The organism is Bacillus sp. CGMCC 1.60114, from assembly GCF_042676365.1.
In the GTDB taxonomy this organism is placed as follows: Bacteria; Bacillota; Bacilli; order Bacillales; family Bacillaceae_G; genus Bacillus_A; species Bacillus_A rhizoplanae_A.
In genome coordinates, this window is the sequence record NZ_JBHTHG010000118.1 from 159,903 (window position 1) to 182,439 (window position 22,537).

Genomic DNA, 22,537 nt, shown 5'->3' on the forward strand with positions numbered 1-22,537 from the left:
GATTGGTTCAAATAGTCATCAGTGGAAATTTTAGCTGGGAAATATGTAGAATTATATATTTCAACTTGAAAAGTTGCTGGGCATAGTAGTGGAATCAGAATGTATATTGTATAAAGCTTGTACATACCCATGTATAGAAAGGGTGGTATGATGAAAAAGTATTTTATACATTCTCACACACATAGTAAGCAGATAATAATTTTATTGTGTTCTTATGCATTTTTTATTTTAGTGGCTGCATCGTTAATTACAACGATGTTACATACAATGAAATCATATTATGTGAATCAATGGTTTGGAAAAATTTCTTCACAAGGATTTATGCAAATGATTGAAATGGAAAATCATTATTTTTCTTTTGAATATTTTCAAACAAAGAAACGAGAATCAGTAGGAGCTTTATTGTTTTCATTAACAACTGATATGCGTTTACAAGATATTCGAACATTTATAGGGAAAGAAATACCAGGAATGGCGAACTATTATTCTGACATTCTTGTAGCTGGAGAAGGAACGGATTATACAAATATACCAAATGAATCAAGTGTACCAATAGAAGAAATTACGAAAGAACGTGAAGTGGCCAAAGAAAAAATTCAGGAAGCAGAAAAGAATAATCCTGTTCAAAAGAAGGGAAATGACATAGAGGGGAAAGATGCCGTATTTATTTATCATACGCATAGTTGGGAGTCGTTTTTACCGTTATTACCTGGAGCGAAAATCCCAGATGAAGCATCAAGTCCAGATGTAAATGTTTCACTCCTTGGTACGAGATTAAAACAGCAATTAGAAGGACAAGGAATTCCAGCATTACATGACAAAACAAACATGGGAGACTTATTAGCGCAGAAAAAGATGAAGTGGTATCAGGCTTATAAAGCATCGCATGGATATGTAAAAGAAGCGTTAGCTCAAAATAAGCAAATTGTATTTCCGATTGATATTCACCGAGATGATCAGCGTAAGAATGTTACAACAAAAGTGATTAATGGAAAGTCATACGCAAGGCTTTACTTCATTATTGGGATGGAAAATGAAGGACGAGAAGAAAATATGAAAATCGCAAACGCAATTAATTCATATTTAGATAAACATTATTATGGACTTAGCCGAGGGATTTTCAAAAAAGACAAAAGTAAGGGAGACGGTACATATAATCAAGATTTATCTCCTAACGCTCTACTTGTAGAAGTTGGTGGTGTCGATAATACGTTGGAAGAACTGTATAATTCTATTGATGTATTAGCAGAAGCCTTTGGCAAGTATTATTGGGATGCTGAGAAAGTGAATCATTAATAGAAAAATAAGAGCAATAGAAAAGGGACGGAAAACCGTTCCTTTTCTATTTCGTGAAGACAAATGAAAGTTGTACTCTATCCTGCTATTCAAGGACAGTAAGAACCTGCCTCAAGATTGAGAGAGAAGAAGATAGGTGGGAGATGGAAGAGATTCCACTGGTGAAAGTTTCACTGTATTTCAAAAAAAATGATAGGATTTCATAATGTGAAATAAGCGAGTTGTTTGGGCATAGTAATCCTTCTTATAATAATTAAAAATTCTGCCTAATAAAAAGAGGGGGAGATATTTCGTATTTCTAATATTGTTTGTCTATTAAATTTTGAAAACGTATACATTGGAGGGATTATGTATGGCGATTCGAACAGGGGCTCAGTATATTGAGGGGTTAAAAGCAAGAAATCCAGAGATTTGGATAGGTGGCAGAAGAGTAACAGATGTGGTGAATGAAGATGTATTTCGTGAACCGATTTTGCAAATTGCGAAATTATATGATATGCAGCATGATCCAGCGTTTCAGGATAAGATTACTCACGTATGTGAAGAAACAGGAGAACGAGTGTCTAATGCGTTTTTAGTACCGAGAAACCATGAGGATTTAAAAGCACGGCGTGAATTATTTGAGGTATGGGCGAAAGTAACTTTTGGCTTGATGGGAAGGACACCCGACTTTTTAAACGTTACGGTGACTTCAATGGCAAGTAACACTTGGTTTTTTGAACAGTTTGATCCGGCGTGGGCGAGAAACATTAAAAATTACTATAAACATATTAGAGATCGGGATTTATTTTTAACGCATGCCATTATTAATCCGCAAAATGATCGAAGTAAAGCTTCCCATCAACAAGAAGATGCGACAATGCATCTAGGTGTTGTGAAAGAAACAGAAGAAGGAATGTATGTGAGCGGTGCTAAAATGCTAGCAACTCTTGCACCAATTACAGATGAAGTCATTATTTATTCCTATCCAAGTTTTAAACCTGGTGATGAGCGCCATGCAATTTCATTTGCGGTTCCAATCGATGCGCCCGGATTACGTATCCTTTGTCGTGAACCGATGCAAGATGGAAAACGGTCATTATTTGATCATCCGCTCGCATCAAGATTTGAAGAAATGGATGCACTTTTAGTATTCCACAATGTGTTCATTCCGTGGGATAAAGTATTCATTTATCAAAGTGTTGAGGCAGGAAATCAACTGTATCCAAAGACAGGAATTGGTCACCAACCTGCTCATCAATCGGGAGTAAGAGGCCTTGTAAAACTTTCGTTTGCAGCGGAAGTGGCAATCAAGCTAGCAGATTCGATTGGAGTAGATGGCTTCTTAAATGTACAAAATCAGTTAGCAGAACTCATGCAAGACGTAGAAACAATTCGTGCTCTGCTTCAAGTTGCGGAATATGAATATGAAATGAATGCATATGGTGAAGCGATACCAGCAAGATTGCCACTTGATACAATTCGCAGTTTATTACCAAAAATGTATCCGCGTGCAATTGAAATTATCCAAACGATTGGTGCAGGTGGTCTTCTTATGTCTCCAACAGGCGCCGATTTTATGAATCCAGAGATTCAAGATGATATGCATAAGTATTATATTGGCCGTGAAGGTGTATCTTCTGAAGAACGCGTCCGCTTATTTAAATTAGCGTGGGATTTATGTGGTGAAGCATTTGGACAACGATTATTACAATATGAGCGTTATTACTCTGGTGATCCAATTCGGAAAATGGGTATGTTTTATAACGCGTATAAGAAAAAGCAATCATTGTCTTTAGTAGAAGACGCTTTGCAAGGGGCAATTGCATCTGAAAGAGCACTAAAGTGATTATTATTTTTGATTGCGCTTACAATGTTAATGTGAAAGGAAGGAGCAACAGATAATTAAAAAGAATTTTACTGTTAGGATGTAAAACTTCTTACGAATTTTAGCTATGTATGTATGAACCGAATTGTATATGTAACTGAAATATAGGAGGTAATCTATTTTGATAGCGTCTGTCAGTAAAATTTGCAAAATTCTAAATTGTTTTACTAGTGATGAACCTGTATTGGGGAATTCGGAAATTGCAACAAAATTGAAGATGAATCCAAGTACAATTCATCACCTTGTTCGTACATTATGCGAAGAAGGAATGTTAATTCAAGATGAGCAAAGAAAATATCGTCTAGGTTGGAAATTATTAGAATGGGGCAACCAAGTGATGTTTCAACAAGAAATTTATAGCGGAGCAATTCCATTTGTAGAAGAGCTCGTACGAAAATTTAATGGAACCGTGCACATTGGTATGTTTGACCGTGGAGACGTTGTTTTTATTTTGAAAATATCATCAAAAGATTCTATCCAAATTTCAACACATGTTGGGTCAAGAAAACCTGCTTATTGTACGAGTACAGGAAAGGTACTTCTTTCTTTTAATCCTTCTTTTGTTGAACATGCTGTCAGAAATGGTCTTTTACCACGAGCGCCGAACACGATTACCTGTATGAAACGGTTTCAAGAAGAATTACAGGAAATTAGACGTCAGGGATATTCTATTAGCGATAACGAAAACGAGCATGGTTTATATGGAATTGCTGCGCCTATTCGCTCTTATACAGGTAGAACGGTTGCAGCCCTTAATATTGTTGGGCCTATTTCTTATATGCAAGGAAGAGACCGGCAAGTAATTATTCGTAGCGTGATGAATACAGCGCAAATGATTTCGAAAGAGTTTGGTTACTTAGATATTTAATATCAGTTTCAGCAAAGAGATGAGGAGGTATGAATCATCTATATACATGATGAAGGTGTACCGATATTACAAAAATCAGTTGTCGCAATTGGTGCTTTTGATGGTGTACACAAAGGTCATCAAGCTGTGATTCGTAAAGCGGTTGAGAAAAGTAGGGAGTTGCATGTTACAAATGTCGTGTATACATTTGATCCTCCGCCGCGTTCTTATTTTCAAGGAGCACACGTGTTAACGCCAATTCCAGAAAAATTAAATCGATTTAATGAGTTAGGTGTAGACCATGTAGTTGTCGTTCGCTTTGATCAATCGTATGTAACAAGGAAGGCCATTTGTTTCATTCAAGAGTTACAACGATTACATCCAGTAGAAATTTTTGTTGGAGAAGATTTTCGGTTTGGAAAAAATCGTGAAGGCGATATAAATCTACTTGCAGATTACTTCACTGTTTCCATTGTAGAAACAGTTTGTTGTGAAGAGGGAGAACGTATTTCTTCAACAAGAATTCGTGATCAATTATATCAGGGCGAATTACAGCATGTTCAACTTTTATTAGGAAGGCCGATTGAAATAATGTAATCAAATACGAGGAGGAATAAGAATGTCAGGAATATTACAATCTTTTAATTTATTAAAATGGGTCGATGAAAATAAAGAACTATTAAAACCACCAGTAAATAACAAAGTCATATGGCAAGATTCAGAGTTTATTGCAATGATTATAGGTGGTCCAAATAGAAGACGTGATTTCCATGTCGATCCTTCTGATGAATTCTTTTATCAAATTAAAGGGGATTGTTATGTGGAATGTATTACTGGGGAAGGCAAACGTGAAGTGGTAACGGTAAAAGAGGGTGATGTTTTTATGTTGCCAGCTATGGTGCCTCATTCACCTCATCGAGTTGCAAATACGTACGGTCTTGTAATTGAAAGAAAACGCAAACAAGGGGAATTAGAAGATTTTGTTTGGTTCTGTGATAAATGTAATCATGAAATGCACCGTGTACGTGTGCAATTAGAGGATATTGAAAAACAAGTAAAGGAAGCTATTTATAGCTTTAATTCTAATAAGGAAATTCGTGCATGCAAAAATTGCGGACATATTATGCCGGAAGAAGTGGAGGAATGGAAGTGCGAATAGATTTTCATACACATATTATCCCTGAAACATTTCCGGATTTTGAAAAAAAATTTGGTGGAGGACGTTGGCCGATATTGGAGCGTACTTGTACGTGCGGAGCTTCCATTATGGTTGGAGGGAAAAACTTCCGCGATGTTACAGATCAAGTCTGGTGTCCAGAAAAACGAATCGAAGATATGAATCGTGAAGGCGTGGATATTCAAGTTTTATCTCCGATTCCAGTTACATTTTCATACTGGGCAAATCCAAATGAAGCGGAACAAATGGCTCGTATTCAAAATGACTTTATAGCAGAAACCGTTTCACAATATCCAGATCGTTTTGTAGGTTTAGGAACAGTTCCTATGCAAGATGGTCCGACTGCAATACGAGAGATGGAAAGATGTGTAACAGAATTAAAACTGCATGGAATTGAAATTGGTACGAATGTGAATGGTAAAAACTTAGACGATCCGTCATTTATTGAGTTCTTTCAAATGGCAGAACAATGGCAAGTTCCAATCTTTATTCATCCATGGGAAACGCTTGGCCGTGACAGAATGCCGCATCACAATTTCATGTATACAGTAGGGATGCCAAGTGAAACAGCCCTTGCAGCTGCTACTCTAGTGTGGAGCGGTATTATGGAGAAATTTCCTAAATTGAAAATTTGTTTTGCTCATGGAGGTGGATCGTTTCCTTACATTCTTCCTCGTTTAGACCAAGGATGGCATGTATGGCCTCATTTAAGACTCACAACATATCCGCCAAGTTATTATGCAAAGAAATTTTATTTTGATTCTTTAAACTATGATCCAATTAATATTAAGTACATGATCGAGCGGTTTGGTCATGAGAAAATTTTTATGGGTTCTGACTATCCATTTTTACTTCGCGAGATTCATCCTGGAAAAGTAATCGATGAGACGCTGGAATTAACAGCAGAACAAAAAGCAGCGATGTTAGGTGGAAATGCTGCTCAGTTTTTAAATATTGATATGAAAAGAAGAGGTGTTGTTTATGCAGAAAGTGCAAACACCAGAGAATAAATTAGCAGAACTCGGTCTTATGTTACCGGCACTTCGACCAGCTGTTGGGAACTATGTCAGCTGTGTGCGAGTGAAAGAGTTATTGTTTACAGCTGGTCAAGGTGTCGATCAGTACCATGGAAAGTTAGGAAGAGATTTGACAGTGGAAGAAGGATATAAAGCTGCGCAGCAATCAATGCTGAATTTACTAAGTGTTGTTAAGCAAGAGTTAGGTGATTTAAGCAAAGTAAAACGGGTTGTAAAACTTCTCGGTTTTGTAAATAGTACAGAAGATTTTACAGAGCAGCCAAAAGTCATGAACGGAGCATCAGATTTACTTGTACAACTATTTGGAGAAAGTGGAAAACATGCCCGCTCAGCTGTCGGAATGGCACAGTTACCAAATAATACAGCGATTGAAATCGAAATGATTTTAGAAGTTGCAGAATAGGGGGCCTGCTTTGTGAGGAAGGAACTGTTAGCTGAAAAGGTGAATGTAAAAGACGCTAAGCTGTTTATCGATGGGAAATATATCGATGCTATTTCGGGTGAAACGTTTGATACGTTAAATCCGGCAACGAATACAAAGCTTGCTTCAGTTGCACAAGGAAGTGAAGAGGACGCCAAGCTTGCGATTGAGGCTGCACAGCGTGCGTTTGAGAGTGGTATCTGGAGTAAAATGCCTGTGGAAGACCGTTCGCATATTTTGTGTAAGATGTCGGATTTAATTATGGAGAAAGTAGACGAACTTGCTTATATTGAAACGCTTGATGTCGGAAAACCAATTAAAGAAAGTAGAGGCTTTGATATTCCTAGGGCAGCCCATAATTTTCGATTCTTTGCAGAGATGGCAAAGTATATGGTGCATGAACATTATGATCAACACCATGTAATGTCTTATGCAAAATATGCACCTGCTGGTGTAACGAGTTTAATTATTCCGTGGAATTTACCGTTTATGCAAATGACGTGGAAAGCGTCTGCTGCTTTAGCATCTGGGAATACAGTTGTGATTAAACCGGCATCGTATACACCGCTAAGTGCGGTGATGCTTGGAGAGATTGCAAATGAAGCAGGGTTACCGCCAGGAGTTCTTAATATTATTACAGGACCGGGTAGTACGGTGGGCACTGCTATGACGACACATGCAGCTGTGCGGCGCATTTCTTTTGTAGGAGAAAGTAACACTGGGAAAACGATCATGCGTAATGCTTCGGAAAACTTAATTCCAGTCTCATTAGAATTAGGTGGGAAGTCAGCTAATATCGTGTTTGAAGACGCGAATTTAGATGAAGCAGTACAAGGATCAATTGAGGCGATTTATCGCAACCAAGGAGAAATTTGCTTAGCGGGATCAAGGCTGCTCGTACAAGAGAGTATTTATGAACAATTTCTTGAAAAGTTTATATCAGCTGTAAAGAAAATTAAAGTAGGTAATCCGCTTGAGGAAGACACAGATATGGGTGCGCTTGTGTCAAATTCTCATTTGGAAACAGTAGATAAATACGTGGAAATTGGAGTTTCTGAAGGAGCTAAATTAGCCTGCGGAGGAAAGAGAGTAGAAGGATTAACAGAAGGGAACTTCTATGAACCTACTGTTTTATATGATGTAGACAATCGTATGCGCGTGGCTCAAGAAGAGATTTTTGGACCTGTTTTAGTTGTTATTCCATTTAAAACAGAAGAAGATGCAATTCGCATTGCGAATGATTCAATTTATGGTTTAGCGGGTGTCGTTTGGACGAATGATTTAAGACGAGCACAGCGGGTAGTTTCGGGAATTGATTCCGGACTATTATGGGTCAATTGCTGGTATATTCGAGATTTACGAACACCGTTTGGCGGTACAAAAGCGAGCGGAATTGGAAGAGAAGGTGGACGCCATAGTTTTGAGTTTTATACAGAAGCAAAAACAATTACGATGAAACTTTAACGAAAGAAAGCCCACAAAAGCGGAGTGGATTAGCGTTTTCTGTGGGTTTTCCAAATGGGGTGAACAATGGATGAGAAGTTTAATAGAAAAATTAGCCGATGAACTTATACAAGCGGAACGTACTTGTAAACCGATTTCCGCTTTTACAGAATGTTATACAGATTTATCAGTTCGTGACTCCTATGAAATTCAATTAGAAGTTGTAAACCGGAAGATACAGGAAGGTCGGACTATTATTGGGAAAAAGGTAGGGCTGACTAGCGCAGCAATGCAACAGATGTTAGGTGTGAATGAGCCGGATTATGGTCATTTACTTGATGATATGAAAGTGAATAATGGAGAAAAACTTTCTATAGATTCATTTGTTTCTCCGAAGGTGGAAGCTGAAATTGGTTTTATCTTGGAAGAAGATTTAATCGGTCCTAACATTACATATGTAGATGTTTTGATGGCGACAAAATACATTGTTCCAACGTTGGAGATTATTGATAGTCGTATTACAGATTGGAAAATTAAGCTGGTAGATACTGTTGCTGATAATGGCTCATCAGCAGCAGTTGTTGTTGGGGAGAAATTTTCTTTTTTACATGAAGTCGACTTACGTACAGCGGGGATGTCGCTTTATAAAAATGATAAGTTAATTGCAACAGGTGCTGGCGCAGCTGCTCTTGGTCATCCAGCACATGCAATCGCATGGCTAGCCAATAAATTATATGAATTTAATATTTCACTGAAAGCAGGAGAACTAATTTTGCCAGGAGCTTTATCAGCGGCAGTTACAGTTTCTCATGGAGATACAATTACAGCAGAGTTTGGTTCTCTCGGTTCGGTATGTGTACATTTTGCGTAATATGCAAATCATGCAAAGGAGTGAAGCATAAGCATGGTAAAAGTGAAAGCTGCGATTGTGGGTTCAGGAAATATAGGGACGGATTTAATGTATAAGTTACAAAGAAGTGATGTACTAGAATTGACAGCAATGATTGGCATTGACGCTGAATCAGAAGGGTTAAAGAGAGCGAAACAAGAAGGGTATGACATTTTTGATAATGGCATTCAGGCACTTATTGATAATCCGAGTTTAGCAGATATCATATTTGATGCGACCTCAGCGAAAGCACATGTGCGACATGCAAAAATTTTAAGGGAATTAGGGAAAGTAGCCATCGATTTAACTCCTGCCGCTCGTGGACCGTTTGTATGTCCTGCTGTAAATTTAGGAGAACATTTAGAGGCTAGAAATGTGAATATGATTACATGTGGCGGTCAAGCGACGATTCCAATTGTACATGCAATTAATGAAGTAGCAGATGTTACGTACGGAGAAATTGTTGCTACGATTGCTAGTTTAAGTGCAGGTCCTGGTACAAGAGCAAATATCGATGAGTTTACGATTACAACGCGCCGGGGGATTGAAGAGATTGGTGGTGCTGATTGTGGAAAAGCTTTAATTATATTAAATCCAGCTGATCCACCAATCTTAATGAGAGACACAGTATATTGTGAAGTAAAACATATGGATGAAGACGTCATTCGAAAAGCAATTTACAAAATGGTTGAAACCGTACAAACATACGTGCCGGGTTATAGCTTAAAACAAGAGCCGATGTTTGATGGGAATCGTGTAACCGTATTTTTAGAAGTAGAAGGGGCGGGTGATTATTTTCCTCCTTATGCTGGAAACTTAGATATTATGACCGCTGCTGCTATGAAAGTAGGAGAAGATTATGCATGTCATATGTTGAAGTCAAAAGACAACGAGATGATTTCTAGCGAAGTGAAAGGGGTGTAATATATGAAACGAAATACGGATAAGCTTGTTAAAATTACAGAAGTATGTTTACGAGATGGCAGTCATGTTATGCGTCATCAATTTACAGAAGAACAAGTTCGTACTGTAGCGAGAGCGTTAGATCAAGCTGGTATGCATTATATTGAAGTAAGTCATGGGGATGGATTAGGGGGATCGACGCTTCAATATGGCAAGTCACTTGTAAATGAAATGAAATTAATCGAGGCAGCGGTAGAAGAGTGTCAGCAAGCTACTGTAGCGGTGTTACTTCTTCCTGGCATTGGAACGGTCCATGAGTTAAAACAAGCAAGGCAACTAGGAGCAGGTTTAGTACGAGTTGCGACGCACGTTACAGAAGCAGATGTTTCTGCGCAGCATATTCAATTCGCACGCGAACTTGGAATGGAAGTATGTGGGTTTTTGATGATGGCACACTCAGCGCCAGTTCATAAACTTGTAGAACAGGCAAAACTCATGGAAAGTTATGGGGCACAAGCAGTGTATGTAACAGACTCGGCGGGAGCTTTATTACCGGATGAAGTTCGTGAGCGCATTCGTGCATTACGCCAATCTTTAAATATTGAAATAGGGTTTCATGGTCATAATAATTTATCACTTGCAGTGGCTAATACAGTCGCAGCAATTGAAGAAGGGGCGACTCGAATTGACGGTAGTGTACGATGCTTAGGAGCAGGTGCTGGAAATGCGCAAACAGAAGTATTGCTTAGTGTCTTACAACGGATGGGAATGGATGTTGGGATAGACTTATATAAAATGATAGATTTAGCAGAAGACATTGTTGGTCCGATGTTACCGGGGCCTCAAGAAATTCAAAAAGGAAGTCTTATAATGGGCTATGCCGGTGTATATTCTAGTTTTTTATTACACGCGGAGCGAGCAGCGAAAAAGTTTGCTATAGACTCGCGTGATATTTTAATAGAGCTTGGAAAGAGAAAAGTAGTTGGTGGACAAGAGGATATGATTCTTGATATAGCAGCAGAACTAGCAAAAGCGAAATTGGAGGTGTAATTCAAATGGTGCTTGTAAGAGGTGCAGATACAGAAATTATTGAATATTTGTTACATGCAGAACGAGAAGTACGCGAGGTTGTCAAGGTTACGGATCAATATCCAGAGTTAACAGTAGCGGATGCTTATGTACTACAAAAAAAATTGGTGCATCGTAAAATAGTAGAAGGTTCCAAGAGAGTCGGTGTAAAGCTAGGGTTAACAAGTAAAGCAAAACAACAAATGATGGGGATTAACGAAGCAATTTATGGATACTTAGTAAGTGATATGTTAGCCCTGGAGTGGGAGCCGGTCAAGTATGACCAATTTATCCATCCGAAAGTAGAACCAGAGATTGCGTTTCTTATGGGAGAAGATTTGCAAGGAACAAATGTTACAGCGGAAGATGTTATGAAAGCGACAAAATATGTAACACCAGCTCTAGAGGTCATCGATAGCCGTTATTTAAATTTTAAGTTTACGCTTCCTGATGTAATTGCAGATAATTGCTCATCTGCACGATTTGTTTTAGGAAGTAAATGGATTGATCCAGTGCGAGTAGATTTAGCAAAAGTCGGAATGGTTATGTCTAAAAACGGAGAGATGGCTACTGTTGGAACTGGAGCAGCTGTACTTGGCCATCCTGCTTCAGCAATTGCTTGGGCAGTGAATAAGCTGGGTATGCAAAATGAAGGATTAAAAAAAGGTGATATTGTTCTGAGTGGAGCTTTATCAGAAGCTATTGCTTTTCAAGCGGGCGATTCAATAATTGCGCAGTTTGATGGACTTGGAAGCGTATCGATGTTTTGTAAATAAAATATAAAGTGAGAGATAGATATGCCTATTGTACAAATTCAAATCCTTCAAGGAAGGGAACAAAAGCAAATACAGCATCTCATTATGAATGTAACAGATGCTGTAGTAAAAAGTCTGGAAGTAGATATAGAGCGTGTACGTGTATTAGTTACTGAAATTCCTGATACACATTGGGGTGTTGGAGGAAAGCCAAAAAGCGGTGTAGAAGAATGCTAATTTATCAAAAGCAACCACTTGTATGAAGGTATGATTGGTTGCTTTTTTTATTGAGATGTATATCGCATTTTTTTCATTCAAACAAAGGAATTAATGGATCTTTAACATGTCCTATTAATAAAGTATGTAATTGTCCGCGATGATGATAAAAATGAGCAACAATTTCAAGTAACCATTCGAAACGAGAATAAGAAACGCCCCAATAGGAATGTGTGGTTTCTTTAAGCTCTGCTAAAGAGTATGCTTGAAATGTTTTAGCAAGAAGATGGTAACCTTCTGTCATTGTTTGCTGAACTTCTGCAAGCGTATATGGTACATGTTGTGAATAAAATGTATGTAGTTCTTCTTTTGATGCCCCGTTTAAAATAAGAAGATCGGCATAACAAATAAGGGATAGATGTGTATAAATTTCAAAGAGGGATCGCTTGTTTGTGATAGGGCGATGTTGTAATTCATCGTAAGTAACGTGTTCTAACATCTGTATTGTAGAATCAATCCCAAATTTTAATTGGTGCAGTGCAGCTTGAACAAACATTGAATTTCTCCTCACATCCGTTTATAATAGTATCTTAAGAGTATTATATCATACTAAAAATTTCGAAAATTCTTGTAGTTTGACGAAGAAAATGAAAAGTATTATATTGTTAAATGTCCTATTGAATGATAAATAGAATGGAATTATTGAGTTAGGAGTTAGAATAATGATTTCAAGATACGGAAGAAATACAATTATTGAAATTAATTTAGATGCTGTAAAACATAATGTAAGAGAATTTAAAAAACGTGTAAGCGATGAAAATATTGCGATGATGGCAGCAGTAAAAGCGAATGGATATGGTCATGGGGCTATTGAAATTGCAAAAGCAGCGATTAAAGCTGGAGTAAGTCATCTTGCCGTTGCTTTTATAGATGAAGGAATTGAACTGCGTGAAGCAGGAATTACTGTACCAATTTTAATTTTAGGCTATACGCCAGAAGAAGCTGTAGAAGATGCAATTGAATACGATATTATGATGACGGTATATCGGACTGAGGATTTAAGAAATATTGACCGCATAGCGGAACGTCTGCAAAAGAAGGCACGTATTCAAATTAAAATTGATACAGGTATGAGTAGAATTGGCTTACAAGAAGAAGAAGTGACACCGTTTCTTCAAGAATTGAAAGAAATGAAACATGTAGAATTAGAAGGAATGTTTACACATTACTCAACTGCTGATGAAGTAGATAAAGCATATACTTTTATGCAAAAAGGTTTATTTGAAAAGGCTGTAAATACTGCAAAAGATATGGGGATTCATTTGCCGCTCATTCATAGCTCCAATAGTGCAGGAACAATGGAGCTAGATAATGAATTTCAAAACATGGTTCGAGTTGGAATAGGGGTATATGGAATGTATCCATCAAAAGAAGTGGACCATAAAACAGTTTCACTTCAACCAGCTTTAACATTAAAATCAAAAGTAGCCCATGTGAAACATGCGAAAAAGGGGCGTGGTGTAAGTTATGGTAATACTTACGTTGCGACAGGTGATGAATGGATTGCCACAATTCCAATTGGATATGCAGATGGATTTAGCCGTCAATTATCAAATAAAGGATATGCGCTAGTTAATGGTGTAAAAGTACCTATTATTGGGCGGATTTGTATGGATCAACTCATGCTTGATGTGACGAAAGCTATGCCTTTACATGTTGGAGATGAGGTTGTCTTTTATGGTACGCAAGGTAATGAAGAGATTACAGTAGAAGAGATTGCTGATACGTTAGGGACAATTAACTATGAAGTAACGTGTATGTTAGACCGAAGAATTCCACGTGTATACAAAGAAGATGGTAAAACCGTTGAAGTTATAAATCCATTAAGAAGAAAGTAAAAAGGAAGAATTACTCTGTTAAATAAAAAAGTACATCACTTAAAGAAAGTGGTGTACTTTTTTATTGGATTTTCGCCTTGTAAGGACCTTAACTTATTAAAGTTTGTTATTTAATGTAAGTTCCAAGCGTGATTAGAAGTGTATACATATTGAATATCTTTGTTGAGAAATAAATTAATTACTTAACAATAAAAGGAAAATGATTGTAACAAGCGAATGAGATTTAAGAAAAATTTGCCGATATGTGAACTTTCTCCTATTACATTAGCTTAAGGGGGGACTATTAAATGTCTGATCTCTATTCTCGTCTTTCTAAAAATGATGCCGCTGTTCTTCTAGTGGATCATCAAACTGGTCTTATTTCCAGTCTAGTGCGTGATTATGGTGTTGATGAATTTAAGAATAATGTTTTGGCTCTTGCTAATACCGCTAAGTTTTTTGATTTACCAGTTATTTTAACAACAAGCTTTGAAAATGGACCAAACGGCCCGCTAATACAAGAATTGGTTGAGCTTTTTCCTGGTGCGCCAAAAATAGCTCGGCCTGGACAAATTAATGCATGGGACAATGAAGAATTTGTTAAAGCCATTGAAGTAACAGGTAAAAAGTAACTAATTATCGCAGGGATTGTTACTTAATGGGTATTACTTTTTTTGAATTTTTATTATTACGATTGTTAGGTTTGCAATATCAATCATTTGGATCTTTAGTAACTTTCTTTGTAATTTATTTGTTTCTTGAATTTCCACTTTCTTTTATTATAGATAATATACTGAAAGCTTTAAAAACAGTTGGAATTATAAAATCAAGTAGAGGTTTACTATCAATTATTTTAGATATAGGAAAAGCATATATATTAATTATAATAATTGATTATTTTATGGAAACTATTATAATATCCTGGCAAGGGACGTTAATATTTGCTTGGATAAGCAGTTTTATTAGTTGGAAATTGAAGGAGAATGATGAAGAACCTCCTATGATTGATAGTGAAGAATTTAAGAAATTGGAAGAAAAAATAAATTCTAAAAAATAAGATATTAATTTATTAATCTGTAATGTAAGTATAGAACAAGTAAAAATATAAATGCATGCATGCTAATTTTGGGATTAATATAAAACTGAAATATTTATTGCTTAATTTAAAAAGAGCTTGAATTAAAGCTCTTTTTTATTTGTTATAAGAGAGGTATATATAGGGGTACAGCCGCATGCCCATCAAGCTAAGACTGCATTAGAAAATTTTCAGGGGAGTTTTTTACTTTTTATAGGGGATCAGTGTAGATTATTTAAAAATTCGCATACGTAATAAGCCCTGATGGGTTTTGTCTTTTTTCAATTAAACCGCTTGCTCTTTTTCAATTTTAAGATAAGCAGAAGTAACAACGGTTGTAAACCAAATAAAAAAAACGCAAAATTGCCCATCACATCTCCGAATTTAAATAGGTCATTAGTATCTTTCGGAATCATAGAAATGATGTAAATAACCGGAAGTAATCCAAATATAAATGGATAAATGTTCTTTTGAAAAAGTTGCGCCAGTCCCAAAGAAGCAGCATAATAACCAATGCTAAAGCAAGTAAACATTTTCATAATCCATATTGCGAGCAAAAAAGACTCAAATCGTTCAAATATCAAACCGGGTATTTCAAAACTTCGCATGAGGTCAACCGTCGGCCATGTTCTTGTTATCACTCCATCGATGGAAAACACACCGATGACTATTATAACAGTTATCAAGTAAATAATCAGTGAGATAGAAATTCCAACTAGAACAGCTTTTACTGCTTTATTTGGCTGTTTCATAAACGCCATTATAATCAACATGCTTTCAAAACCTGTATATGAGAGAGCGGTTGTTTTGATTCCTTTTAGTACTGGTATGATTCCCAATCCCAGTACCGGGCGGATATTATCTATCTCAAATATTTTGAAACTCATAAAGGCAACCAACAAAAAAAATCCGATCGCAATGGGGAGGATAATTTCAAGCAAGCGTGCAAGGGGATTTATGCCACCCATGATTAGATAGAGACTCACCCACATAAATGGCATCACGATGGCCCAAGACGGGGTGCCTTCCAATAAAAAGAAACTGGTTATTTCTGCTAATGAACGGGTATGAAACCCACTCATCATTATAAAATAACATACAAGGAGTAAACTTAGTAACCCGCCCATCCATTTCCCTACAATTTCTTGGCTATATTGATAAAAGGTTTTTCCAGGAAACTGTTGACCTAATTTGACCATAATAACGCCTAGTATCATCGCTATTAGCCCGCCTAAAATTACAGCTAACCAGATATCTGGTGTTTTCACTTTCTCTGTAGATGCTCGTGGCAAGGTTAAAATCCCCGTTCCAAGTGTATAATTGATAACGATAACAGCTGTTTGAATTGTTGTAATACGATCTTTTGGGTTCGTAATCATCGTGGATCACTTCCTTATCCATAATTCAGGATTGCTATTTTTAGAAGGTTCATTATTTCTCATTATTCCATGCTTTTTCTTATAAACCGTACAATTTTATATTTCCAAAAAAGAACAAAAATTATACATATTGTATTCATGTGGAATTTACATAACAGCTCATTATCGATAGCAAGAAACAAGGCGGCGCCTTTCGGCCTCACAATAGTTCCCTATGTCTCCCTATTTTTTGCATAAAAGTTGCTGTTTTTTTATTTTCAATTTCATTCATCTAATTCCAAAGCTAATGATAGAGTGCTTGCTCCAGTCCACAAAATCATTTCCATTTATTTTCTTATTACGACTCATTTGACGCAGTCGAGAAATTATGAAATATTAAAACACAACAAGTATTAAGCGACGATATTGAAAATCATTTTGTGGAGATTCCAAAATTAGTGAAACAAAGGCGTGAAGAAAAGGTGAACCCATGGGAAAATACATTTGTTCGTTGGATGTTATTGTTACCAGTCCATTATGAAACGGAAGAATAATGTGGGCATAGGATAGGATATGTTGATGTGAATTTATAACATTATAAGACCCTTATTTAATTATGTGTTTTTTACATAATTAAATAAGGGTTTATTTATTCGGGAAATAAAAAGAAGCTTGTGTATTAGGCAAAGAAATGAGTTTATAATTTCACCTGTAATTAAATGTAATTGAGTAAATAAGTTTTGGAGCAGATAGTGAATTTGGAGGATATTTGGCTCAGAGAAATCAGCACGTGAAGATTATTCTGTAAGTGGAGAAATTATGAGACGCCTATTTCAAATGGGGAAGGAATAATTATTAGGACAGCATAGTTTACACTAAGATAAAAAAGAAAAGTATCTTTTTAGAAATGGATACTTTTCTTTTTTTACGTAAAATAACAAAAAAGTAAACTATAAATATAAAGTTAATAAAATAAATTTTGATTAATACTATTCCCACACTAATCGCATACATGTCGTTTACAAATAAATTGTATAAGTACTTCAAAGTTTAAAGAGTACAATGTCGTTCTTTCTTATTCTTTATTCAATCAATTTTCAAATGTTGATAAAATATTTTCTAGTCTTTTGGAACTTAGTTCGCGTTTACTTCTCACAAAAGCAATAAAGTCAATTATTTCTTCAGTTGATAGTACTTCTCCGTCTATTGCAAGTGTTTGATCTGGATCTTTCAGTAGTTTTGTAATATCAATTACATCTTTGTTTTGATGTAAATTTTCAGTTCGGCCTATTATATAATCTACGGATGTATCAAATAAATCTGCTATTTTGGATAAAGATTGTAATGAAGGCAATCTATAACCATTTTCATACCCAGCATAGGTGCTTTTTGCAATCCCAAGTCGATCTGCTGTATCTTGTAAGGACCATTTTCGATTTTTTCTTAATTCAGATAAACGTTCCAGCATTCGTCTCATACCCCATCTATTTTTATTAAATCAATTATAACATAAGAAAATAATCAAAAACAGAAAAAAGTACGCGTATTGAATACGAAACCTTGATTATTTCAAATTAAGTTCTATAATGATAATTATAAATACGCATTTCGCGAACGATGTATAGTTGTTTATTTTATGGAGGTGTTTTGTATGAAGAGAATTTTATTACTTGCAACTGGTGGAACAATTGCATCTGTGGAGGGAAATGAAGGGCTTGTTCCAGGATTATCAGCTGAGGAATTGTTGAATTATTTTTCAAAGTCATCCCAAAACTTAGAAATAGATTGCAAAATCTTAATGAATATTGATAGTACCAATATGCAGCCTGAGCATTGGATAGAAATAGCTAATGCTGTTTTTAATCATTATGATGATTACGACGGGTTTGTGATTACACATGGAACAGATACGTTAGCCTATACATCTTCTGCGCTTTCTTATATGCTTCAAGGTTTAAGAAAACCAGTTGTTTTAACAGGCTCACAAGTACCTATCAGTTTTAAAAAGACAGACGCAAAGAAAAATGTAGCTGATGCCCTTAGATTTTCCTGTGAGGATGTTGGCGGTGTGTTTATTGTTTTTGATGGTCGGGTCATTATTGGGACAAGGGCCGTTAAAATGCGAACAAAAAGTTATGATGCGTTTGAAAGTGTGAATTATCCATATGTTGCTGAAGTAAATGAAAATGAAGTGAAATATCATTGGAAGCCAACTTCTATTCATAATGAACTCTCAGTAAATACTAATTTATGTACAGATGTTTTTCTTATGAAATTGTATCCAGGTACAAAACCGGAGATATTTGATTGTCTAAAAGATTTGTATAAAGGAATCATTATTGAAAGCTTTGGTAACGGTGGATTACCTTTTGAAGGAAGGAACTTGCTTTCGAAAATTCAAGAACTGTCTGAAATGGGGATTGCTGTAGTAATTACTACTCAATGCTTGGAAGAAGGAGAAGATATACTTCTCTATGAAGTAGGAAGGAAAGTGGCGCAGCATCAAGTAATATTATCAGGAGATATGAATACCGAAGCCATCATAGCAAAATTGATGTGGACGCTTGGAAAAACTAATAAATTAGAAGAAATTAAAGAGATTATTGAAACACCTTTAGCATATGATTTAACACTTAAATCTGACGATAATTGATAATGGATTCATCTGTTTTTTTCGGCTGTACATTTAATATAGGGAGAAATTATTATGTCAACTACAAATAAGAACATGCGAGTTGAGAAGGATTTTTTGGGATCAAAGGAAGCACCTACCAAGGCGTATTATGGAATTCAAACTTTACGTGCTGTTGAAAATTTTCCAATCACAGGTTACAAAATTCATGAAGGCTTAATTAAAGCGTTTGCAATTGTAAAGAAAGCCGCAGCTCTTGCAAATACAGATGTAGGAAGGTTGGAATTGAATAAGGGAAAAGCAATTGCAGAAGCTGCTCAAGAAATTCTAGATGGAAAATGGCACGATCATTTTATCATCGATCCAATTCAGGGCGGTGCAGGTACTTCAATGAACATGAACGCAAATGAAGTCATTGCCAATCGTGCTCTTGAATTATTAGGAATGGAAAAGGGAGACTATCATTATATTAGTCCAAATAGCCATGTGAATATGGCACAATCAACAAACGATGCATTCCCAACAGCGATTCATATCGCAACATTAAATGCGTTAGAAGGCCTATTACAAACGATGGGTTATATGCATGATGTATTTGAATTAAAAGCAGAACAGTTCGATCATGTTATTAAAATGGGTCGTACACATTTACAAGATGCTGTGCCGATTCGTCTTGGACAAGAGTTTAAAGCGTATTCTCGTGTACTTGAACGTGATATGAAACGTATTAAGCAATCACGTCAACATTTATATGAAGTAAACATGGGAGCAACTGCAGTTGGTACAGGGTTAAATGCAGATCCGGAATATATTGAAGCAGTTGTAAAACATCTTGCTACGATTAGTGAATTACCGCTTGTTGGTGCGGAAGATTTAGTAGATGCAACGCAAAATACTGATGCGTACACTGAAGTATCTGCAGCATTAAAAGTATGTATGATGAACATGTCTAAAATTGCGAATGACCTTCGCTTAATGGCATCAGGTCCACGCGTTGGCTTAGCGGAAATTATGCTACCAGCTCGTCAACCAGGTTCTTCTATTATGCCAGGGAAAGTAAACCCTGTTATGCCAGAAGTTATTAACCAAATTGCGTTCCAAGTAATTGGTAACGATCATACAATTTGCCTTGCTTCAGAAGCAGGACAATTAGAATTAAACGTTATGGAACCAGTACTTGTTTTCAACTTACTTCAATCTATTAGCATTATGAATAATGGTTTCCGTGCCTTTACAGATAATTGCTTAATAGGAATTGAAGCGAATGAAAATCGTTTAAAAGAATACGTTGAGAAGAGTGTAGGAATTATTACAGCCGTAAACCCTCATGTCGGTTATGAAGCAGCAGCTCGTGTTGCGAAAGAAGCAATTGCAACAGGTCAATCCGTTCGAGAACTTTGTGTGAAAAATGGTGTATTGTCACAAGAAGACTTAGAGTTAATTCTAGATCCATTTGAAATGACACACCCAGGAATTGCAGGAGCAACTCTTTTAAAGAAAAATTAAAAAAAGAGGGGGGACAAGCCCCTCTTCTTTGTTTACAATATAGAAATGCCATATATAAATAGAGGTAGGGATGTTATGAGTAAGTTTACAGTAGGTTCTAATGGTTCATTAGAAACGACATTAAGAGGAGTAGAAGTATTATCAACACCACTTTTAAATAAAGGGGTAGCTTTCACGCAAGAGGAAAGAGAAGAGTTAGGTTTAAAAGGGTTATTACCGCCAGCGGTTTTAACGTTAGAAGAACAAGCACGCCGAGCATATGAACAATTTAGTTCTCAGCCAGATGATTTATTAAAGAATGTATACTTAACTGCGTTACATGATCGAAATGAAGTATTATTTTATCGTATATTAACAGATCATTTACGTGAAATGTTACCAATTGTATATACACCAACTGTTGGTGTAGCAATTCAAAGATATAGTCATGAATACCGTAAACCGCGTGGGGTTTATTTATCAATTAACGATCCATCAGGTATTGAAGATGCATTTGCAAATATCGGTGCAACAGCTGAAAATATTGATTTAGTCGTTGTAACAGATGGAGAAGGTATATTAGGAATTGGTGATTGGGGTGTTGGTGGAATTAACATTGCGATCGGGAAATTAGCTGTATATACGGCCGCAGTTGGAATCGATCCCAGCCGTGTATTACCGGTAATTTTAGATGTAGGTACAAATCGTGAGGAATTATTAAACAATCCATTTTATATTGGAAATCGTCACCCTCGTATAACAGGTGAAGCTTACTATGAATTTATTGATACATTTGTACAAGCGGTAAATAAACAATTCCCGAAAGCACTTTTACATTGGGAAGACTTCAGTTCTCGAAATGCACGAAAAATTTTAGATAAATATCGTCATGACGTTTGTACATTTAATGATGATATTCAAGGTACAGGGGCAGTTTCACTTGCTGCCGTATTATCGGCAGTAAAAGCTTCGGGTGTACCGTTAAGTGAGCATCGTGTCGTTGTGTTTGGTGCTGGTACGGCTGGAATCGGTATCGCAGATCAAGTAAGAGATGCAATGGTTCGTGTAGGCTTATCAGACGAAGAATCTCATAATCGTTTTTGGTGTATCGACCGTAACGGATTAGTTACAGATAATATGGAAGATCTTCTTGATTTCCAAATTCCATATGCAAGAAAAGAAGTTGAAGTAAGTGAGTGGAAACAAAATGATGTGATCGGACTTGCTGAAGTTGTGAAACATGTAAAACCGACAATTTTAATTGGTACATCTACTGTTGCGGGCGCATTTAAAGAGGAAATTATTAAAGAAATGGCTTCTCACGTAGAAAGACCAATCATTTTACCGATGTCGAATCCAACGCCGCTTGCGGAAGCGAAACCAGCAGATTTAATCGAGTGGACAGAAGGAAGAGCGTTAGTTGCAACAGGAAGTCCGTTTGAACCGGTTACATATAACGGTGTAACATATGTGATTGGACAGTCAAATAACGCACTTATTTTCCCGGGACTAGGTCTTGGAACAATTGTTGTACGTGCAAGCGTCATGACGGACGGAATGTTCGCAGCAGCAGCTGAAGCAGTTGCAAGTATGGTGGATACAAGTAAGCCAGGAGCACCTATTTTGCCAGAAGTTGAAGAGTTACGTAATATCTCGGAAATGGTTGCAATTGAAGTAGCGAAAGTTGCAGTTGCAGAAGGTGTTGCTAGAGAGAACTTAAGTGATAACGATATCAAGATTGCAGTGAAAGAAGTAATGTGGAAGCCTGAGTATCGTCGAATAAAAGCAATAGAAAAGGTTAGAATATAGAAATAAAGCCCGTTTATAATAATAGGCGATACCGCCCCATGCCTATCAAGTTAAGCTTATATAAGTTTAACTTGATGGGCTTTTTTTCTCTAAAAATCTATTGTTAGTTCTTTGGCTCTGGTGTGAAAAAACAAAGCCTCCTGCAAGTAATCTTCTAAACTTGGGATTGTGAGGTATTTTTGATCAAACTTTATTTCAAAGCTACACTATATGAAACTGTCAAAGAAATAGCTTGTACTGCGATTACTCTTAGCAGAGAAATATATTGCAAAAAACAATCTTTTCCATACTGACCATGTCTTTTTTTAGAGTCATAGTATCAGTATGGAAAAGATTTATAGATTACTTGAACCATACTCAAAAAAGTTATTGAATAATTCTT

General features: G+C 36.4%; 21 protein-coding genes and 2 pseudogenes. 20 read left to right on the plus strand and 3 right to left on the minus strand.

Features of this window, described 5'->3' with window-relative positions; translation table 11 throughout:
- Positions 1-150 precede the first annotated feature (150 nt).
- The 13 genes from spoIIP to ACFQZ1_RS22180 all read left to right on the plus strand — a co-directional run bounded on the left by spoIIP (position 151) and on the right by ACFQZ1_RS22180 (position 11,940).
- Positions 151-1,296: a stage II sporulation protein P gene (spoIIP, locus tag ACFQZ1_RS22120; RefSeq protein WP_377884306.1), complete on the plus strand. Its 1,146-nt coding sequence runs from the start codon at positions 151-153 to the stop codon at positions 1,294-1,296.
- A gap of 352 nt (positions 1,297-1,648) precedes the next feature.
- Positions 1,649-3,124, plus strand: a complete 1,476-nt coding sequence (locus ACFQZ1_RS22125; protein WP_377884307.1) for a 4-hydroxyphenylacetate 3-hydroxylase family protein — start codon at positions 1,649-1,651, stop codon at positions 3,122-3,124.
- 160 nt (positions 3,125-3,284) lie between these two features.
- Positions 3,285-4,031 carry an IclR family transcriptional regulator gene (locus ACFQZ1_RS22130; protein WP_377884308.1) on the plus strand — a complete coding sequence of 249 codons (747 nt, stop codon included), beginning with the start codon at positions 3,285-3,287 and terminating at the stop codon, positions 4,029-4,031.
- A 33-nt stretch (positions 4,032-4,064) separates the two neighbouring features.
- The gene (locus ACFQZ1_RS22135; protein ID WP_377884943.1) at positions 4,065-4,607 is read left to right on the plus strand and encodes an adenylyltransferase/cytidyltransferase family protein; all 543 of its coding nucleotides are present in this window, start codon (positions 4,065-4,067) and stop codon (positions 4,605-4,607) included.
- A 22-nt stretch (positions 4,608-4,629) separates the two neighbouring features.
- On the plus strand, positions 4,630-5,169 hold the full coding sequence (gene nbaC, locus ACFQZ1_RS22140) for a 3-hydroxyanthranilate 3,4-dioxygenase (protein WP_377884309.1): 540 nt from the start codon (positions 4,630-4,632) through the stop codon (positions 5,167-5,169).
- Positions 5,154-6,197 (plus strand): amidohydrolase family protein, encoded by a 1,044-nt coding sequence (locus tag ACFQZ1_RS22145; protein WP_336480330.1) that lies wholly within the window; start codon positions 5,154-5,156, stop codon positions 6,195-6,197. The genes nbaC and ACFQZ1_RS22145 overlap by 16 nt, the downstream gene beginning before the upstream one ends.
- The gene (locus tag ACFQZ1_RS22150; protein ID WP_377884310.1) at positions 6,169-6,627 is read left to right on the plus strand and encodes a RidA family protein; all 459 of its coding nucleotides are present in this window, start codon (positions 6,169-6,171) and stop codon (positions 6,625-6,627) included. Before ACFQZ1_RS22145 ends, ACFQZ1_RS22150 begins: the two co-directional genes overlap by 29 nt.
- 12 nt (positions 6,628-6,639) lie before the next feature.
- Positions 6,640-8,109, plus strand: coding sequence for an aldehyde dehydrogenase (locus ACFQZ1_RS22155; RefSeq protein WP_377884311.1), 1,470 nt, complete (start codon positions 6,640-6,642; stop codon positions 8,107-8,109).
- A gap of 70 nt (positions 8,110-8,179) precedes the next feature.
- On the plus strand, positions 8,180-8,959 hold the full coding sequence (locus ACFQZ1_RS22160; protein WP_377884312.1) for a 2-keto-4-pentenoate hydratase: 780 nt from the start codon (positions 8,180-8,182) through the stop codon (positions 8,957-8,959).
- 33 nt (positions 8,960-8,992) lie between these two features.
- Positions 8,993-9,901: an acetaldehyde dehydrogenase (acetylating) gene (locus ACFQZ1_RS22165; protein WP_377884313.1), complete on the plus strand. Its 909-nt coding sequence runs from the start codon at positions 8,993-8,995 to the stop codon at positions 9,899-9,901.
- A 3-nt stretch (positions 9,902-9,904) separates the two neighbouring features.
- Positions 9,905-10,930 (plus strand): 4-hydroxy-2-oxovalerate aldolase, encoded by a 1,026-nt coding sequence (dmpG, locus tag ACFQZ1_RS22170; protein ID WP_377884314.1) that lies wholly within the window; start codon positions 9,905-9,907, stop codon positions 10,928-10,930.
- Between the two features lie 5 nt (positions 10,931-10,935).
- The gene (locus ACFQZ1_RS22175; RefSeq protein WP_377884315.1) at positions 10,936-11,724 is read left to right on the plus strand and encodes a 2-keto-4-pentenoate hydratase; all 789 of its coding nucleotides are present in this window, start codon (positions 10,936-10,938) and stop codon (positions 11,722-11,724) included.
- Between the two features lie 21 nt (positions 11,725-11,745).
- Positions 11,746-11,940: a 4-oxalocrotonate tautomerase gene (locus tag ACFQZ1_RS22180; protein WP_377884316.1), complete on the plus strand. Its 195-nt coding sequence runs from the start codon at positions 11,746-11,748 to the stop codon at positions 11,938-11,940.
- Between the two features lie 73 nt (positions 11,941-12,013).
- On the opposite strand, the gene ACFQZ1_RS22185 is transcribed toward ACFQZ1_RS22180, so the two are convergent.
- Complete coding sequence (locus ACFQZ1_RS22185) at positions 12,014-12,475, minus strand: DinB family protein (protein ID WP_377884317.1); 462 nt, start codon at positions 12,473-12,475, stop codon at positions 12,014-12,016.
- Between the two features lie 166 nt (positions 12,476-12,641).
- Between ACFQZ1_RS22185 and alr the strand changes: the two genes are divergently transcribed.
- From alr to ACFQZ1_RS22200, 3 genes and pseudogenes are all read left to right on the plus strand, one after another.
- Positions 12,642-13,817, plus strand: a complete 1,176-nt coding sequence (gene alr, locus ACFQZ1_RS22190) for an alanine racemase (protein ID WP_377884318.1) — start codon at positions 12,642-12,644, stop codon at positions 13,815-13,817.
- A 287-nt stretch (positions 13,818-14,104) separates the two neighbouring features.
- Positions 14,105-14,425 (plus strand): annotated as a pseudogene (locus ACFQZ1_RS22195) (cysteine hydrolase family protein); the annotation flags it as partial.
- A gap of 29 nt (positions 14,426-14,454) precedes the next feature.
- Positions 14,455-14,853: a YrvL family regulatory protein gene (locus ACFQZ1_RS22200; RefSeq protein ID WP_377884319.1), complete on the plus strand. Its 399-nt coding sequence runs from the start codon at positions 14,455-14,457 to the stop codon at positions 14,851-14,853.
- A 299-nt stretch (positions 14,854-15,152) separates the two neighbouring features.
- Here ACFQZ1_RS22200 and ACFQZ1_RS22205 read toward each other — a convergent pair whose 3' ends face one another.
- On the minus strand, positions 15,153-16,250 hold the full coding sequence (locus ACFQZ1_RS22205) for a spore germination protein (RefSeq protein ID WP_377884320.1): 1,098 nt from the start codon (positions 16,248-16,250) through the stop codon (positions 15,153-15,155).
- A 320-nt stretch (positions 16,251-16,570) separates the two neighbouring features.
- On the opposite strand from ACFQZ1_RS22205, the pseudogene ACFQZ1_RS22210 reads away from it, so the two are divergent.
- Positions 16,571-16,765: pseudogene (locus ACFQZ1_RS22210) on the plus strand (Rpn family recombination-promoting nuclease/putative transposase); the annotation flags it as partial.
- A 554-nt stretch (positions 16,766-17,319) separates the two neighbouring features.
- Here ACFQZ1_RS22210 and ACFQZ1_RS22215 read toward each other — a convergent pair.
- Positions 17,320-17,697, minus strand: coding sequence for a helix-turn-helix domain-containing protein (locus ACFQZ1_RS22215; protein ID WP_377884321.1), 378 nt, complete (start codon positions 17,695-17,697; stop codon positions 17,320-17,322).
- Between the two features lie 183 nt (positions 17,698-17,880).
- Between ACFQZ1_RS22215 and ansA the strand changes: the two genes are divergently transcribed.
- The 3 genes from ansA (at position 17,881) to malS (ending at position 22,155) form a co-directional block, all read left to right on the plus strand.
- On the plus strand, positions 17,881-18,882 hold the full coding sequence (gene ansA, locus ACFQZ1_RS22220) for an asparaginase (protein WP_377884322.1): 1,002 nt from the start codon (positions 17,881-17,883) through the stop codon (positions 18,880-18,882).
- A 54-nt stretch (positions 18,883-18,936) separates the two neighbouring features.
- Entirely contained in the window at positions 18,937-20,367 is a 1,431-nt protein-coding gene (gene aspA, locus ACFQZ1_RS22225; protein WP_377884323.1) for an aspartate ammonia-lyase, read from the plus strand.
- A gap of 75 nt (positions 20,368-20,442) precedes the next feature.
- Positions 20,443-22,155, plus strand: coding sequence for an oxaloacetate-decarboxylating malate dehydrogenase (malS, locus tag ACFQZ1_RS22230; RefSeq protein ID WP_377884324.1), 1,713 nt, complete (start codon positions 20,443-20,445; stop codon positions 22,153-22,155).
- The last annotated feature ends 382 nt before the right edge of the window (positions 22,156-22,537 follow it).